Source organism: Streptomyces sp. NPDC034670, from assembly GCF_055574875.1.
Genome location: NZ_JBVITR010000013.1, coordinates 1 through 16558, shown reverse-complemented (window position 1 = coordinate 16558; position 16558 = coordinate 1). Strand labels below are relative to the sequence as shown.

Genomic DNA, 16558 nt, shown 5'->3' with positions numbered 1-16558 from the left:
GTGACCACTTTCTACTGGGGATTCGGCATCCAGGGCATGACTCTGACGCGGCCGATCTCTCCCATGGCGTCCTCCCACAGTGCGAACGCGTCAATTCCACCGCCTCCGTCGGCCAAATGGGAAATGCGACTCTCGGCAGGGATGTGATCTGACCGGATGATTCCCCGAACCAGCCAGTAGGGCCCTTCCTGGGGAAATGTTCCATAGGCGCTCCTGGCGTAGAGTGCTGCGCCCTCGGGGGTCGACGAAAAGTACTTCGACTCAATTCCGGGAGGGTTCTTGAACCGCCGTCCTTCGAGTAGTTGCTGCAGCTCATCTTCCTTGACCGCCCGGTAGACGTATTGTTCCCCGCCCTTCAGCTTGTGGTCACCCGGATAGGGGGACAGCCCCAAAGGATCGCAGAACGTGTACGGATCGTCGACGTAGGTGATCGGGTTGGGCGCTGCTGCGAGGCCGAGGGGGTCGGGGGCGGTGTAGCGGCCGGTTTCCGGGTCGTAGTGGCGGAAGTAGTTGTAGTGGAGGCCGGTTTCGGGATCGTAGTACTGGCCGGGGAAACGCAACGGAGTGTAGGCGGTGCTGGTGCGGGCCCAGGCGGTGGTGCCCCACAGGGTGGTGCGGGTGCGCCAGGCGATGTCACCGGTCTCGTCGACGAGCTCGGTGGGAGCACCGATGAGGTCGGTGACGATGGCGAAGAAACGCCGGTCGATCTCCTCCTGGCCGGCACCCGGAGTAAGGATGCGTTCGGTCTGGGCGAGGGGGACCAGACCTCGGTGGTCCCAGGTGAGGGCGACGGGGTGGGGGACGTCTTGCGACACCGTGGTCTGTTCGCACAAGGTGGCGCCGTCCCAGGCGAAGCGGACCTCCTCGACGACCGTTTCGCCGTCGGAGCCGAGACGCTGCTTGGCGGTGCGACGGCCGAGCGGATCGTAGCGGTGGCGCCAGCGGGTGCCGTCGGGGGTGATGACGGAGGTGAGGCGGTCCTCGGCGTCCCACGAGTAGCGCCAGGTGTCGGGTTTGCGGGACAGGCGGGTCTTCTGTCGCAGGGTGACGCGGCCGAGGGGGTCGTGCTCGTAGCGCACACCTCCGGCACGGGTGAGGGCGGTGCCGCGGTAGGTGCGAGGGCCGGTCGCCTCGTGACCCGGATGGGACGCGGGCCAGGAGGCGGAGGTCTGGTTGCCGGCGGTGTCGTAGGCGTAACGCTCGCTCCAGCCCTCGGCGGTCACGGCGGTGACACGGCCGGCCGGGTCGAGGTCGAAGGTCCGGGTGCCCGACAGCAAGTCCGAGACCGCGGTGAGGCGACCGTCGGCGCGGTAGGCGTAGCCGCGACCGCCGAGGGTGCGGCCGTCGGAGGTCAGGTGCTGGGCGGACAAGCGTCCCGCTTCGTCCCAGGCGGAGGCGAGGGTGAGGGAGTCGCCGAAGACACGGGACAGTTCACGGCCCGCCGCGTCATGGGTGAAGGCGACCCGGTGACCGCCGGTGGTCAGGTGGCCGGGGCGGCCGGCCGTGTCGTAGGCATAGGTGGTGACATGGCCTGTGGGGGTGGTGCGGCGCACCCGGCGACCCACGGCGTCGTAACGATAGGTGGTGGCGCGGCCGTCGACGAGTTCGGTCTTGAGCAGGCCGCGTCGGTCGTACTGACGGATCAGGTCGCCGTCCGGGCCGGCTGCCCGCAGGAGACGCCCGGCCGGGTCGTACACGTAGGTGGTGGTCCTGTCGTCGGCGTTCTTGCGGGTCACCCGGCCGAGCTCGTCGTACTCGAAGGAGACGACACCACCGAGCGTGTCGATCCGGGCCGTCAACTGCCCTGCTCCGTCGAGGTGATAGCCGATGGTGCGGCCGTCGAAATCCGTCTCCGAGACCGGCCGTCCCGCCGCGTCGTACGCGTAGCTCCACCGGAGGCCCTGCGGGTTGGTGACACGGGTCAGGCGCAGGTCGTTGTCGTACTCGAACTCGTAACGGGAGCCGTCCGGTTGGGTGCGGGCGGTGAGAAGGTCGAAATGGGTGTACTCGAATCGGGTCACCCCTCCGGCCGGGTCGGTGCGGGTCAGGCAGTTCCCCTCGCCGTCGTAGGTCCACGACTCGGTGGCCCCGCCCGGCTCCACTCGGAGGACGAGGTTGCCGTCCGCGTCCCACTCGAAGCAGGTGACCGCGCCCACCGGGTCGGTGATGCGCGTGATCCTGCCGAGGGCGTCGCGTTCCAGGCAGGTGGTGCCGCCGACCGGGTCGATGACCTCGGTCAACACTCCGGCGGCATCGCAAACCGTCTGTGTGGTGGCGCCGAGGGCGTCGGTGACGGAGGTGAGACGGCCGACGTCGTCGTAGGTCGACCGGGTCGTGTTCCCGGCCGGGTCGGTGACCGCGGTGCGGTTTCCGTGCTCGTCGTACGTGTAGGTCGTGCGGGCTCCGTCCGGCCCCGTGATCTCCGCCGGCAGCCCGAGCGGACCGCGTGTGACGCGGGATTCGGAACCGTCCGGACGGATCACGCGGACCAGCCGGCCGTTCTCGTCGTAGGTGTGGGCGGTGGTGCGGCCCAGCGGGTCGGTACGGGTGAGCAGGTTGCCGTGGGTGTCGTAGGTGTAGCGGGTGGTGTGGCCGAGCGGGTCGGTGGTGGCGATCACCCGGCAGCGGTGGTCGATCCGGTGGCGGGTGGTGCGGCCGTCGGCGGTGGTGAGGGTGGTGGTGCGGTGGCCGGTCTCGGGGTCGGGTTCGGTGTAGGTGAGGGTGATCTGGACGTGGCCGGCCTCACCGCCCTCCGCGACGACGCGGTCGCGGTCGTCGTAGGCGTAGTCGTAGCGGCTGCCGCCCGAGTCGATCCAGGCGGTGACGCGGCGGCGGTTGTCGTAGACGAAGGTGGTGGTGGCGCCGGAGGGCTTGGTGACGGTGGTGAGGTCGCCGTCCTGGTAGCCGTACGCCATCAGCGGCAGGTCGGCGCCGTCCTCGCCCGCGCCGGCCAGGGAGAGGGCGGTGATCCGGCCCTCGGTGGTGGTCAGCCTCACCCGGTGGCCGGCCGAGTGGGTCAGGGCCGTCGGCAGGCCGTCGTCGGTGCGGTCGACGGTGACGGTATGGCCGTTGCGCTCGGTGACGGACATCAGCCAGGCGGTTCCGTCGCCGCCGGGTTCGCCGCCGGGCGGGGCGGCGAAGTGGCGGACCAGACCGGTGTCGGGGTCGGTGACCGTGTAGTCGCCGTTCCCGTCACGGGCCAGCGGGGCGCGGGCGGTGCCGGACTCGGGACGGGTGGGGGCGCCGGGGGCGGGGTGCGGATAGGTGATCAGCAGGCCGTCGGCGGTGACGTGGACGACGCCGACCGGGTCGATCACCAGGCGCTCGTCGACGGTGGAGGTCCAGGACGGCCCCAGGAAGCGGCCCGCCGTGCAGCCGGACTCGGTGCGGCGGGTGAAGACCAGCGGCAGGATGCCGGGGATCTCCACGTCCGTCTGGGGCAGGAACATGCGGCCGGAGGCGAGGTCGACGGGGTCGGTGCCGTCGGTGGTGCGGTGGCCGTCGGGGCGGTTGTGGGTGCCGTCGGGGGCGTTGTCGACCAGGTTGCGGACGCGTGCGGCGTCGGCGGCGTCCGCGGCGATGCGCACGCCCTTGACCGCGGCGCCGCCTCCGCCGGTGGCCGCGGTCAGCGCCAGATCGGGGAGGAGCCGGCCGAACCCCTCGTAGGGGTCCTTCATGAAGTCGCTGACCATCTGCTTGCCGGTGCCGACGGGGTCGTTGGCGGCCAGCAGCAGGCCGGAGGCCAGGCTGTTGAGGTTCGTGGCGTACTCGGCCGGGTGGGTGAGGTTGTAGGGGTCCAGCGGGTTGATCCCCCGCACGAAGTTGAGCAGCCCCGCCGTGCCCTTGATGATGCCGCCGCCGACGTGGTCGCCCATGATCTGCAGCTCCTGCAGACCGTCGCCCACCTGCTGCGCGTACGACGGCTTCTGAGGAGCCAGGTCCCGCGCCGCGCGAACCGCGCTGCGGGCGGTCTCCGCGGCGGTGTTCCGCTGCTTGCGGGCCTCGGCGAGGATCTCCTGCGCCTCCCGCATCAGCTTCTCGCCCGGGTCGTCGAACGTCGGCGCTGGACAGGGCGGCAGCGTGGACGGGTCACGCCGGTCGGCGGGCTGGGCGTTGTAGCGGTCGACGGCCTTGTTGTAGGCGTCGACCTTCTTGCGGTGGGCGTCGGCGGCGTCCTCGGACGCCTTCACGCCCTCCTTCCACTTGTCGATCGCCGTCTGCGCCTGCCCCTGCGCCCAGCTCACAGTGGAGGCGAACGACTCCAGCGCGGCGGCCGCCTTCCCGCAGGCGTCGGCGCCGGTGAACCACTTCGGCGGCTGGGTGCTCACCGCCTTCCGCAACGCCTCGGCGGCCTCACCCTTGAGCTGAGAGGAGTCCAGGCCCTTCAGGCCCTCGCCGGCGTCGTCGAACGCCTCCTGGAAGGCGCGGAGTCTCCCGGCGGTGGAACGGATCTTCTCCGGGCTGCCGTGGACCAGCTTGGTCCTGTCCTCGGTCTGCCCCAGGTCCATCTCGTCGACCTCGGCGCCCATCCGGTTCGCGACCGAACGCGACTGCTCGCGCACCCAGTCCGCGCCGGACTCCCAGCCGACGTCGTCCAGCCGGTCCGCGGTCCAGTTCCCCGCGCCCTCGACCCGGTCGCCGAGCCATTCGACACCGCCCTCGACCGCCTCCTCCACCGAGTCCGGCGTGATGTCCTTGATGAAGTCGCCGATGCCCACGCTCAGTTGCCCCCGCCGTCGCCCTGACCGCCCTGCTGCTGCGCCTGCCGGGCGCGTTCCTCGGGCGACGGGCCGAACGTCTCGTCCAGCGCCCGGTTCCACTCGCCCTCGTCGATGCCCAACCTCTCGTTGAGCATCTCCGACTGCCGGCCGCCCTGCCCCTCCGTGAGCAGCGTCCGGCCGGTGTCCTTCCAGTTCTGCTCGATCTCCTGCCCGGCCCGCTCGAACGACTCGGCGCTCCAGTCCGGGTCCAGGGAGTCCGGCGTGAACACCTCGCCCCAGTCCTGCCGGGCGATCTCCTCCTCGGAGGCGTGCGGGTTGCCGCCCATCAGGGCGTTGACCCCCACCTTCAGCGATCCCGCGACGTACTGGTCGTGCTCCCACAGCGTGCCCGCCGCCAGTCCGAGACGGTTCGCGATCTGGCTGGCGTCGTTCACCAGGGCGCGCACGCCCCACTCCCAGCGCTCGCAGAAGTCCTCGAAGTCGACGGACAGGCCGTGGTGCCCGGCCTCCATCCCGGTCATCGACAACTGGGAGAACCCCTTGCCCATCACCGAGCCGGTGGCGCCGCCCAGGTCGCCCAGCCCGTCGATGGTGGCGCCCACGCCCTTGGTGAACTTCGCGACCGACGCCTTGTCGAAGTTCAGGTCCGTCCCGTCACCGCCCACGGCCGTGTCCCTCCTCCTCCGCGTCGGCGTCGACGGCGACACCGTCGGGGACGATCCCGGTGACCGGCGGGAAGAACATCGACCCGTCCTCGCTGGCGATGTCCATCGCCAGCCCGGCGGGCTCGCCCAGGCCCGGCACGATCTCGTCCACGATGCGGGCGCCCAGCAGCGCGGCGTAGTCCATCGGCCGGTCGCCCGGCCCGTGGTGGAGGGCGAAACGGGCCAGCGCCGTCTCGTCCGTGAAGGCGCACACCCACCGCACCCCACCCGAGTGCGCGCTCCACAGGCGGCCGTCGACGGACGGGACCAGAAGCACCGACCGCCGCATCTCACCGACCAGCGCCCGGGGATCCCCGACCCCCGCCCGCTGCTCGGCTATGCGCTCGGCGAGCGCCGTCCTGGGCTGCTCCACGGGCCCTCCCTCGTCGTGGCGTCATGGGTGACTGGTGGCACCGTGGATCACGACGCGTGGGGAGGGGTGGTGGTTCTCGTGGGGCTCGTCCGGGCGTCTCCACCGGTGTGGCGAACCGGCAGACGGTGCTGGACAAAGGCACCAAGAGCCTGCTCGACGACCTGCGCACGGACGCGGACGCAGGCGGCTACGGCACCTCGCCCCAGGGGACGGAACCCGCCGGGCCGGTGATCCCGGTGCGGGGAGTGTGCCGGATGTGCGGTCCGCGCTGCCGTGTTCCCGTCCTGTCCGTGCGCGGTCCGAACGACGGCGGGTGTGCGGCCCGGTGCGAGGTGCCCCGGCGAACCGGGCGGATCAGGTTGGGCCGTCGGCGTCGTGCTCGCGGTTCGCGGCCTCCGAGGCGTCGTCGGGTCGGCGAGCCTCTTCCGTCCGGCCGGGGCCGGTGGCCGGCCCCGGTGGCGGGTCGTCCACTCCGCTGGACGGCACACGCGCCGCCGGACGGCCCGCCTTCGAGGGCCCGTCGTCGTCCCGCGGCGTCAGAAGTGGTCGACCGTCTCGCCCTCGGGCACCCGGTAGCAGCCGGACGTGACGTTGATCCCGAGACTCGGTGTCGTGTCCTCGGAGTACTGGACGATCCAGACGCTGACCTTCTTCGCGTCGTTGTCGGCGATCAGGTTGAGCGCCTTGTGGGGACTGTTGTCGCGGTACAGCCGCTTGGTCACCCAGTCACCCGTGTCCAGCCTCTTCTTCAGGTTCTCCATCGCCACGTCGATGTCGCCGGGCCTCGCCGGCGCGAAGTTCCAGGGGTGGTGGACGGTGAAGTACGTGTCCGGATCCTTGCCCTCGCACTCCTTGACGCCGGGGCCGGGCTCGGACGCCCTGCCGGGAACGCCGGTGAACCGGCGCAGCTCGCCGGACACCTCCTTCACGGCGGCGACCGCCTCCTCGGTCGTCGCCGTGCCCGCGTCGGGAAGGCCCGCGCGGGCCTCCTGGGAAGGGCCGGCGGTGCTGCCGGGGGAGCCGGTGCCGTCGTTTCCGGTCGTGCCGCATCCGCTGAGGAGAAGTGCGGTCAGGACGAGAGCCAGGGGCAGGGGCAGGTAGGAGCCGCTCCGGTGGTGCGGGGCCGGTACGGGGCGTGGTCCGTGCAACATGGAAGTCCAAGATCCTCGTCGAGCGGGGCGGTGGCGGAGCGGCATTCGGCACCGTCGGGCCGTCCTGTCCGGGAGCGGCCACGCAGCCGCCGGCTGCTTCTGCCGGGGCGTCGCTGTGGACACTAGGGGACGGAGAGCCCTGCGCGACATCCGCGCCCCCACTCGTTCCGACTGGGTGTCCGTACTCAGTCCGGATCGAGCGGGGCGGACCAGTCGGCAGGCCCGAGGCCGCCGCTGAGCGTGGGCGGCTCGTGGTACGGGGAGGGCGGCGGAAGGTCGCCCGGCTCCGTGGCCCCGGCCACCGGCGAGGGACGCCGACGGGGCTGTCGCCCGCTGGGACCGGCCGCCGTGCCCGACGGCGTCCACGGCTGAAGCGGTGGTGGTGCCGGAGCCGGCGAGGTCGACGATCAGGTCGAGATCCCCGTCCGCGAAGTCGCGGACGTCCGTGGAACGGCGCCTACGTCCTCGGCCCGCCGCCCACCGTGTCCGCACCGGCGTCGCTGCGCGGCTCCGCGGATCCCACCGCCGGAACCGCGCCCGTGACGGTCGCGACCGGCGGCGTGAGCACCGAGGCGCAGGCGTGCTCGGTGGAGTAGGCGAGGAAGCCCAGGTGCGCCTCGTAGCGGTCCAGGACGTCGTCGATCACCTGCTGGGGGGACAGGCCCATGAGGTCGTAGCCCTCGGAGCCGGTCTGGGTGAACACCTCGACCCGGTAGTAGACGTCCGTCTGGCGGGACATGCGGCCCCCGAACATCGGCACCGGGGCCTCGACGGCCTGCACCTGGTAGTGGAAGGCGCGGTGCTCGGGGATCACGACCGCCAGCGTGTGGCCGACGACGCCGGTGTGCTCGTTCGGGGCCGGGTCCAGCGTGGCCTGGTAGCCCTGCTTCCCGAACTCGCGGACCACGTCGGCCAGCGCCGGCCGCACGGTGCGCTCCATGAACTGGGCCGCCTGCTTCTCCGAGGGGTAGGAGCGCATCCGCTCCAGCCGCTGGCGCCAGGTGCGCTCGGGTGCGTGACCGCCGTGCGCGGCCGCCGACTGCCGGCGCAGGACCCGGCCCTCCCGCTCGGCCCGCTCCATGCGCAGGACCTTGGAGAAGGAGGCCATCACCAGCCAGGCGATGACCGTCACCGGCAGGGCGAAGATGAGCGTCGCGTACTCCATGGTGGTGACCCCGCCGGCCACCAGCATCGCGATGGTCAGCACCGCGGTGAGCACCGCCCAGAAGACGCGCAGCCACTTCGCCCCGTCCTGCGTCGGCTTGGGGATCGAGGAGGAGAAGTTGGACATCACCATGGCGCCGGAGTTGGCGCTGGTGAGGTAGAACAGCAGTCCGGACAGGGTGCCGAGGCCGATCAGGAAGCCGGCGCCGGGGAACATCTCCAGCAGCGCGAACCAGCCCTCCTCCGGGCTGTCCACGGCCTGCCGGGCGAACTCCGTGTTCCCGTTCAGGACCTGGTGCATGGCGCTGTTGCCGAAGACGCTCACGATCAGGAAGTCGCAGAGCACCGGGGCGGTGACGGCGGCGATGACGAACTCGCGCAGGGTGCGGCCGCGGGAGATGCGGGCGAGGAACAGGCCCACGAACGGGCCCCAGGCCAGCCAGAACGCCCAGAAGAACAGGGTCCAGCCGGACATCCACGCGGAGCCCCCCTCCTCATAGGCGAAGGTCTGCAGGGTCCGCTCCGGCAGCGAGAAGACGAACCGGCCGATGTTCTCCACCAGCGCGTTGAGCAGGAACGCCGACTCCCCGGTCACCAGGATGTAGAGCAGCATGGCCGCCGCGCTCCAGACGTTCAGCTCGGAGATCAGCCGGATCCCCTTGTCCACGCCCGAGGTGCAGGCGGCGATGGTCATGACCACGGCCACGGCCACCAGCGCGATCTGCAGGGCCAGGCCCTGCGGGAGGCCGAACAGCCAGGCGAAGCCGACGTTCAGCAGCACGACGCCGATGCCCATGGAGGTGGCGACGCCGAAGACGGTGCCGACCAGGGTGACGATGTCGATGGTGTCGCCGAGCCCGCCGCGGACGCGCTTGCCGAGCAGCGGGTACAGGGCGGCCCGGATGGACAGCGGCATGCCCCAGCGGTAGGCGAAGTAGCCCATGGCCATGCCGAGCAGCGAGTACATGGCCCAGCCGGCCACACCGTAGTGGAACATGGTCCAGACCACGGCGTCCTGGGCGGCCGCGCCCGTCCGGCCCTCGCCCGCCGGCGGGGCCATGTACTGGCTGATGGGCCCGGTGACGGAGTAGAAGAGCATATCGATGCCCACCCCGGCGGCGAACAGCATGGCCACCCAGGTGAAGAGCTTGTACTGCGGCCGGGAGTGGTCGGGGCCGAGCCGGACGGAGCCCTCCTTGGACAGCGCGACCCAGAGGACGAACACGATCACCACGGTGACGGTCAGGACGTAGAACCAGCCGAGGTTCTCCGCGATCCAGGCCACCATGCCCCGCATGGTGCCGGCGGCGTGCCCGGGCGCGAACATGGCCCACAGGGAGAAGGCGACGACGACGGCCGAGGCGATGATGAAGACACGCCAATTGACCCGGGGGCCGGGCTCCTCGATGAGTTCCGCGGGGGCCTTGCTGAGCTCCCGGCTGGAGACGGGAGGACGGTTCTCGGCCTCCTGGCCGTGGCGTCGCCGTTCGGTGCCGCCGAGGTGGCGGCGTTCGATCGGGGGCTTCGGCGGCTCGTTCCCGGGGCGGGGCGTGTCTACGGCTTCGGTCACGCAGTCCTCCTCCTGTCGACGACGGGTTCGGGCGGACGCCGCCGCGGGCGGACGTCCGCGGCCTCGATCCGAAGGAACGGGGGAGGCCGTGCACAGGGGGCACCCTGCCGTGGGGCCCATCTGGTGATGTTAGTACTCCTAACGAAGTGATCCCCGTGAGTCACTCCGGGGTGGCGGGACCCTCGGGCAATGCCTGTGACCTGGGCTTTCGTGATGCTCGGACGGTGATCGGCGATGCCGTGTCCGGTGAGCGGAATGTGCCTGATATCACCTTTGAGTTGGGTATGGCCGTACCGACCGGTCGTCGTCGCGGGGGAGGGGCAACCGGTGCTCCAGGCCTCGCGGGCGGCCGTGGAGCCGTCACTCTTCCGGAGGGTCGCCGAGCCGAGCCCTCGCTTCTGCCGCATCCGGCGACATGCGGCACCCGCGCGTCCGGCTTCCCGGGCCGGGGCGGTTCAGGCCGCGCTCGAGGTCGGGCACGGGAGGATCCCTCGGTGACCTGGCTCGTGAACCGTGACCGCTTTCTCGAGGAGCTCGAACACGACCGGTCGTCGGCCAGGGCGGTGGCGAGGAGGAGGCCGCGGCCGGACTCGGACTCCGCTTCGAGGCCCGTGGAGGCGGTGACGGCGGGCCGGCGTTCGGCGCGGGTGCCGGAGACCTCCACGCACAGCCGCCGTCCGTTGTCCACCTCGGCGGCCAGCCGGACGTGGAAGTCCCGGCCGGGGACGCGTCCGTGCCGTACGGCGTCGGCGCACCACTCGGCGGTGGTCGAGCTCAGTATTTCGTCGACGTGGCTCTCCGCCATCACCAACGACAACCTCGACGGACCGGGGCGCGTGACGCTCAACAGCGGGGAGCACTCCAAGGCCCACGGGTGCCGGGAGTGGAAGAGGGTCGGCTGAGGTGTGCCGTTCCGTTCACACCAGAGGCAGGCGGGTCCTCGCTCCCCGGGCCTGTGTGGCACCGCGAGGAGGGAGCTGGGGCGGACACGCCGTCGACACCGCTTCAGTCCGTCTGCGCTGCGCGATAGCGGACGGGCCGGTCCTCCACCTTCACCAAGAGCCCCTCGCTCGCGAGATCGCGGAGGATGTGGCGGGTGTTCTTCTCCTGCGGCTCGTGCCCCGTGTCGCGCAGTGCGCGCAGGCCGCGTTCGGTGTCCCAGTAGCCGCCGTACGCACGCACCGCCTTCTCGAGATCGGCGCGCTGGCTGGAGGTCGGCCCGGTCATCGTGCCGCTCCTCGGGCCCGCTCGGCGGTGGTGGTGTGGGTTCGCCTCGTGTGGTTGGTGATGCTCGCCGGTGCGCCGACGTAGTCGCAGGCCGGGCACTGCTGCCACACGCCCTCGGAAACGGCGCGTGCGCTCACCGAGTGCCCGGGACCGTACCCGTGTCCGTGCAGCAGCTGGGCGACCGAGGAGCCGTACTCGACCGCGAGCAGGGCCGCCTCCGCCACCTTGTCGTGACCGGGAGCGAAGAAGGATCCCGGGCCGACCTTCTTGGCGCAGCCGCACCAACAGGTGCCGGTCGGAGTCAGGTGGGGAAGGGGCTTCGTCGTCATGACGTCACCGTAGGTCAACAAGCGTGACGAGCTGGGCACTTCGCAGTGTTTGCCGGTGGTCGTCCTGCGGCGTGCCCGGCCGGTGCACCGCAGGGTGGCCACCGGTGGTGGAAGCAACGGGGAACGAGGAGGCGCCGGCCGGCTCACCGGGACACCGGGCGCCCGCCGGAGAACGACCGGGACAGGGCCCATAGCCTTCCGGTCATGGCCGACGTCTACGAACTCCAGCTCACGCTCGACCTGCCGGACTCGCTCCCGCCCCAGGACCTCGCCCTGCTGCGCTGGCACTTGGGGGAGGAGGGCGGCCGGCAGGACGACGGATACGAGTACCCCCTGTGGGACGCCCGGGGACCGGCGCGGCGGATCGGGGGCGTTCTGGTCGGGGAACTGCGCTCCGACGACTGGGGGTGGGCGCTGACCGTGCGGCAGGAGGCGCATCCCGACGAGTTCGATGACCTGCGCCGGATCGTGCTGTGGCTCGGCGCGCGTACGACGACCGCGGGCACCATCGGGTACCTCCGCTTCTACGAGGCCCACTTTCCCGATGTGCTGATCGCGCAGTCCGGGTCCGTTCGCTGCGCGATCCTGCGGGTGGACGAGGTCGTCGAGTCGGCGGCCGAGGTGATCCCCGATCCCTATGCGTGAACCGCGGCCGCTCGGGTGCCTCCCGCCCGTCCGTGCCCGTGCGTGCGGGTCCGCGCCGTCGAGGCACCGGTCGTCTCCGGCCGTGACGGCGGGGCAGGGGCCCTGACCCCGGCGCGGCCGGCGCCGCGCGACGGTCACCGGGAGTCACCGGCGGGCGGACACACCCCCGTCCGGCACCGGACGGGTGAGGTCGGGGTCGCCGAACTCGGCGCGCAGGGACTGGAAGGCGGTCACCTTCTCCTCGCCGAAGCGGCGGACGTGGGCGGCGTACTCGTCGGGGGAGAGGAAGGCCGCCGGCCGGGACTTGGAGTGGAACTTGTCCGCGTACATCACCAGCCGCTCCTCCGCCGTCACCGCCAGGTAGTCGCCGGGAGGCAGCGGGAGGTTCTGGCTCGTGATGTCGTGCCGGGTGAGCCCCACTCCGGTGTGGTGGGAGCAGAACCGGCACACGGTCTCGGGGAAGCCCTCCTGCTCGAGGATCTCCTGGCCGAGCAGCCCGTGCCGGATGTAGTTCTCGTGGTCCAGCCGCCCGTCGGACCCGTAGAGGCGGTAGACGCCGATGTCGTGGAGGAGGCAGCCGGCGCGGACCAGTCCGGCGTCGAGGTGACCGAGGCGCGGCGCGGCGAGGAGCTGCTCGGCGATGCTCCAGACGATCTCGCAGTGCGTGTGGACGAGCGCGAACGCCTCGGCGGTGGGCGCGTACTTCTCGTGCAGCGCACGGATCTCTTCGGGTCCCGGAATCCTCACCCGGGGAGGGTAACAACCGCCGTTCCGGGCGCCGGCGGCCCACCCGCACGGTTGTCCGCCGGGGCGGGCGCCGCGGCGTGTTCCGCAGGGGGAACACACGATCGGGTGAAGAACCGGGGGACGGGCACGCGCCGGAGACGCCGCCCGTTCGATCCGTCGACGGGGCCTTTCGGCCCGTTCCCATCACGGCAGGGGAGGACGCATGGGTCTGCATTTCCACCGCAACCCCGACGGCACGACGACCGGGCGCAACGAGGCCAACGGCTTCACCGTGACGCACGCCGACGCGGAGGAGGCGAAGAGGCTGCTGTACGAGGACGCGGGGTGGGAGTACACGCCTCCGCCGCCTCCGGTGCCGCCCGGCTTCCACCGGTTCTCGCTGGTGCACGACGAGTTCCGGGCCGCCGGATGCGAGGACGAGCGGTACGCGGGCCTGCGGGCGCGTCCACCGGAAGGCTGTGTGCCGGTCGACCGGGGGTGTTTCGTCCTGGAGTGCGAGCGGCCGGGGAAGACGCTCCTGGACGCGGTCGCGGGCACCGTCGCGGAGATCCGCCGCGAGCACGGACTGGTGATGAACAGCCTGGGGGTCGAGAAGACCGGGGAATGGTCCGACGCCGACACCAAGGACGGGTACGCGGCGGCGATCGTCGCGCACCTGGTGCTGACGGCGGCTCACCGGGCCCGTCTGCTCGGGTACGGGCGCAAGGAGGTGGTCCGGCTGCTCGACGCGGCGGGTGTCGAATAGCCGGTGCGGTGGTGCGGTGGTGAGGTGGTGCGGTGGTGCGGTGGTGGCACGTCCAGTCGGTGCGGCGGTGGCGCGCCGCCGGACGTCCGGGGTGCTCGGCAGTCCTTGGACCCGGACCCGGACCCGGACCCGGACCCGGACCCGGACCCGGACTCGGACCCGGGTTCCGGTGACTGGTTCGTCAACTCCGCCCATGCCGAAGGGGGCCGCCGTAGGTCTTCCCGCCCCCGCCCCTGTCTTCGCCTCCGTCTTCGTCTCCGTTCCAAGCCGGGACACCGCGACGCGATGGCGGTTGCCGGGTCCGGGGGTCCGTCTCCGGCGTGCGCGAGGTCCTTCCCCTTCCTCACCCGTCGGCCGTGGACGGCTTTCTCCGCCTTCGTCCGTCGGCCGCGGAGGAGGGAGGAGGCGGAGGAGGGGTGAGACGAGGGGGCGGCCGGCCCTGGATCCTTCTTGCATATCCTGTGCAGGTGCATTCCTACAGCATCAAGTCGGCGACCCCGGAAGACCTCGACGGCGCTCGGGCCGTGATGCTCGACACCGTCTACCGCGACTTCGCCAGTGGCTACGTGCCCCGCTGGCACGGCGACATCATCGATCCGGCCGCCGCCTACCTGGTCTCGCCCCGGCACACGCTGCTCGTCGCCGTCGACGAGCGGGACGGGAGCGTCGTGGGGACCGGGGCCCTGGACTCGCGGGGGCCCGCGCACCCGCCGAACCCGCGGGACGTCGCCGAGCGGTTCCCGTCGGGGGAGACCGCGCAGCTGCGGCGGATCTACGTGCGGCCCGGGCACCGTCGGCGCGGCATCGCCCGGCGGCTCGTCGGGGCGCTGCTCGACTTCGCCGCCGCCGACGGCGGGTACCGGTCCGTCTATCTGCACACCGACCCCACCGTGCCCGGGGCGGAGGCGTTCTGGCGGTCCGTCGGGAAGGTCGTGCACGACGAGCGCGAGGACCCCGGCGGGCAGGGCATCGTGCACTTCGAGGTGCCCTGGGGAGGGGTGCGGGAGGCGGCGCGCGCGGCAGCGCCGGGGCGCGGAAACCGGCCGTGACCTGAAAATCGTTTTCATATAGGCTGTCGCCCGGCCGTCGCGCCCCGCCCTGTCCTGTCTTGTCCTGCCCTGCTCCGACGGAACGAGGACCATGAGCTCCCGACCCCACAGCCACCGTCCCCCACGCCTCGCACGCCTTCCACGCCTCGCACGCCCTCCGCACCGGCCCCGCCTCGCCGCCGCCGCGCTGCTGATACCGCTCCTCGCCGGCTGCTTCGCCTCCGGGGACGGTGCGTCCGGGAAGGACGGCGACGGCGGGAACGGGTCCCGGCTGCGGGTCGCGCTCGCCTTCCCGCCCGCCGAGCGCCTCTCGCCGTACGGTGCCGACGCCACGCTCCTCAGCCGGCTCGGCGTCACCGAAGGCCTGACCGCCCTGGACGCCAACGGCAACGCCGCGCCCGCGCTCGCCCGGTCGTGGCGTCAGAAGGACGCGAGAACCTGGGTGTTCACGCTGCGCGAGGCCCGGTTCCAGGACGGCACGGACGTCACGGCGTCCGCCGTCGCCGACGCGCTCACCCGTGCCACCGAGGCCGAGCCCGAACCCGCCGCCCTCTCCGGCGTCGACCTGACCGCCGAGGCCGGCGCCGACCGCGAGGTCACCCTCCGCACCGCCGAGCCCGACCCCGTGCTGCCGCTGCGGCTGTCCAGCCCGAACCTCGCCGTGTTCTCCGCCAAGGCCTACGGCGCGGACGGCCGCGTCGACCCCGTCGGCACCGCCACCGGGCCCTTCGAGCTCACCGGGGTCGACGGGGCCTCGTCCGCCGCCCTCGACCGCTTCGACGACTACTGGGGCGGCCGTGCCCAGGCCTCCAGCGTGGACGCCCGGTTCGTCGCCGACGGCACCGCCCGCGCCAACGCGCTGCGCACCGGCGAGGTCGACATCGCCGAGGCGGTGCCCGTCGCCCAGGCGGCCGCCCTCGACCCGAAGACCCGGCACGACACCGCCACCACCCGCACCACCAGCCTCCTGCTCAACACCGCCTCCGGCCCCTTCGAGGACCCGGCCCTGCGCGCCGCCGCCCGCGCGGCCGTCGACACCTCCGCGCTCGCCGAGGGGGTGTACGAGGGGTACGCCGACCCGGGCGCCGGCCTCTACGGGCCCGCCGTGACCTGGGCCGAGGGCAAGCGGACCGACCCGGTCGGCCGGGCGCGGGCCGGCCGCCCGAAGGGCACTTCGCTCACCCTCGCCACCTACGACAACCGGCCCGAACTCCCCGAGGTCGCCCAGGTGGTGAAGCAGCAGCTGGAGAAGGCCGGGTTCGCGGTGAGGCTCGAGGTGCGCGAGTACGCCCGGATCGAGTCCGACGCGCTGGCCGGGAAGTTCGACGCGTTCGTGCTGGCCCGCAACACCCTCCTGGACACCGGGGACCCCGTCTCCGTGCTCGCCGGCGACCACACCTGCGACGGCGGCTACAACATCGCCCAGCTGTGCGACGAGGACGTCGACCGGGCGGTCGCCGAGGCCGAGCGGATCTCCGACCCCGGCAAGCGGCAGGACGCGGTCATGGCCGCCGAGGCCGCCGTCCTCGGCAGCGACGCCGTGGTGCCGCTGGTGCACCAGCGGATCATCACCGGTACCGGCGCCTCGGTGCGGGGCGTGCTGCTCGATCCCTACGAGCGCACCCTCGTCGGCACGGGAACGCGGCGCTGACCCGTGCGCCGGAACCCGGCCGTCCTCCTGTGGCGCACCGTGCTCGCGGTCGCCCTCGTGTGCGGCATCGGCCTGCTGCCCCGGCTCTCGCACACCGACCCGGCGCTGACCGTGCTCAAGGCGCGGTCGGCCGAGCGCGACCCCTCGCCCGAGGTGCTGGCGGACATCCGCGCGGAACTGGGGCTGGACGCAGGCCCGTTGTCCCTGCTCGGACAGTGGCTGGGCGGGCTGTGGCGCGGGGACGCCGGGCGGTCGTGGATCTCCGGCGGCGAGGTCATGCCCGAGGTGCTGCGCGCCCTGGGCGTCTCCCTGCTGCTGATGACGGCGGCGCTCCTGGTCGCCGCCGTCACCGCCGCGCTCGTCTGCGCCCGGACGCTCCGCCTCGGGCCGCGGCGGGGGGGGGGGGGGGGGGGGGGGGGGGGGGGGGGGGGGGGGGGGGGGGGGGGGGGGGGGGGGGGGGGGGGGGGGGGGGGGGGGGGGGG

General features: G+C 72.3%; 13 protein-coding genes and 1 pseudogene. 6 read left to right on the top strand and 8 right to left on the bottom strand.

Annotated elements, in window-relative coordinates; translation table 11 throughout:
- Positions 1-11 precede the first annotated feature (11 nt).
- From ACZ56B_RS12160 to betT, 5 genes are all read right to left on the bottom strand, one after another.
- Positions 12-4718: a putative T7SS-secreted protein gene (locus ACZ56B_RS12160; protein WP_468788950.1), complete on the bottom strand. Its 4707-nt coding sequence runs from the start codon at positions 4716-4718 to the stop codon at positions 12-14.
- 2 nt (positions 4719-4720) lie between these two features.
- Complete coding sequence (locus ACZ56B_RS12155; protein ID WP_468788948.1) at positions 4721-5386, bottom strand: hypothetical protein; 666 nt, start codon at positions 5384-5386, stop codon at positions 4721-4723.
- Positions 5376-5798: a hypothetical protein gene (locus tag ACZ56B_RS12150; protein WP_468788946.1), complete on the bottom strand. Its 423-nt coding sequence runs from the start codon at positions 5796-5798 to the stop codon at positions 5376-5378. Before ACZ56B_RS12150 ends, ACZ56B_RS12155 begins: the two co-directional genes overlap by 11 nt.
- A gap of 536 nt (positions 5799-6334) precedes the next feature.
- The gene (locus tag ACZ56B_RS12145) at positions 6335-6949 is read right to left on the bottom strand and encodes a hypothetical protein (RefSeq protein WP_468788944.1); all 615 of its coding nucleotides are present in this window, start codon (positions 6947-6949) and stop codon (positions 6335-6337) included.
- 457 nt (positions 6950-7406) lie between these two features.
- The gene (gene betT / locus ACZ56B_RS12140) at positions 7407-9683 is read right to left on the bottom strand and encodes a choline BCCT transporter BetT (protein ID WP_468788942.1); all 2277 of its coding nucleotides are present in this window, start codon (positions 9681-9683) and stop codon (positions 7407-7409) included.
- A 494-nt stretch (positions 9684-10177) separates the two neighbouring features.
- On the opposite strand from betT, the gene ACZ56B_RS12135 reads away from it, so the two are divergent.
- A complete protein-coding gene (locus tag ACZ56B_RS12135) occupies positions 10178-10585 on the top strand; it encodes a hypothetical protein (protein WP_468788940.1) in 408 nt (135 codons plus the stop codon).
- Positions 10586-10688: 103 nt separating this feature from the next.
- Here ACZ56B_RS12135 and ACZ56B_RS12130 read toward each other — a convergent pair whose 3' ends face one another.
- Both ACZ56B_RS12130 and ACZ56B_RS12125 read right to left on the bottom strand, forming a co-directional pair.
- A complete protein-coding gene (locus ACZ56B_RS12130; RefSeq protein WP_468788939.1) occupies positions 10689-10910 on the bottom strand; it encodes a hypothetical protein in 222 nt (73 codons plus the stop codon).
- Positions 10907-11239 (bottom strand): hypothetical protein, encoded by a 333-nt coding sequence (locus ACZ56B_RS12125; RefSeq protein ID WP_468788938.1) that lies wholly within the window; start codon positions 11237-11239, stop codon positions 10907-10909. Before ACZ56B_RS12125 ends, ACZ56B_RS12130 begins: the two co-directional genes overlap by 4 nt.
- A gap of 204 nt (positions 11240-11443) precedes the next feature.
- On the opposite strand from ACZ56B_RS12125, the gene ACZ56B_RS12120 reads away from it, so the two are divergent.
- Positions 11444-11884 (top strand): hypothetical protein, encoded by a 441-nt coding sequence (locus ACZ56B_RS12120; protein WP_468788936.1) that lies wholly within the window; start codon positions 11444-11446, stop codon positions 11882-11884.
- Between the two features lie 144 nt (positions 11885-12028).
- Here the strand turns inward: ACZ56B_RS12120 and ACZ56B_RS12115 are convergent, their stop codons facing one another.
- Positions 12029-12631 carry an HD domain-containing protein gene (locus ACZ56B_RS12115; protein ID WP_468788934.1) on the bottom strand — a complete coding sequence of 201 codons (603 nt, stop codon included), beginning with the start codon at positions 12629-12631 and terminating at the stop codon, positions 12029-12031.
- A gap of 202 nt (positions 12632-12833) precedes the next feature.
- On the opposite strand from ACZ56B_RS12115, the gene ACZ56B_RS12110 reads away from it, so the two are divergent.
- The 4 genes and pseudogenes from ACZ56B_RS12110 to ACZ56B_RS12095 form a co-directional block, all read left to right on the top strand.
- A complete protein-coding gene (locus ACZ56B_RS12110) occupies positions 12834-13376 on the top strand; it encodes a hypothetical protein (RefSeq protein ID WP_468788932.1) in 543 nt (180 codons plus the stop codon).
- A 467-nt stretch (positions 13377-13843) separates the two neighbouring features.
- Positions 13844-14425, top strand: coding sequence for a GNAT family N-acetyltransferase (locus ACZ56B_RS12105; RefSeq protein WP_468788930.1), 582 nt, complete (start codon positions 13844-13846; stop codon positions 14423-14425).
- Positions 14426-14516: 91 nt separating this feature from the next.
- On the top strand, positions 14517-16076 hold the full coding sequence (locus tag ACZ56B_RS12100; RefSeq protein WP_468788928.1) for an ABC transporter substrate-binding protein: 1560 nt from the start codon (positions 14517-14519) through the stop codon (positions 16074-16076).
- A 3-nt stretch (positions 16077-16079) separates the two neighbouring features.
- Positions 16080-16558, top strand: a pseudogene (locus tag ACZ56B_RS12095) (hypothetical protein); the annotation flags it as partial.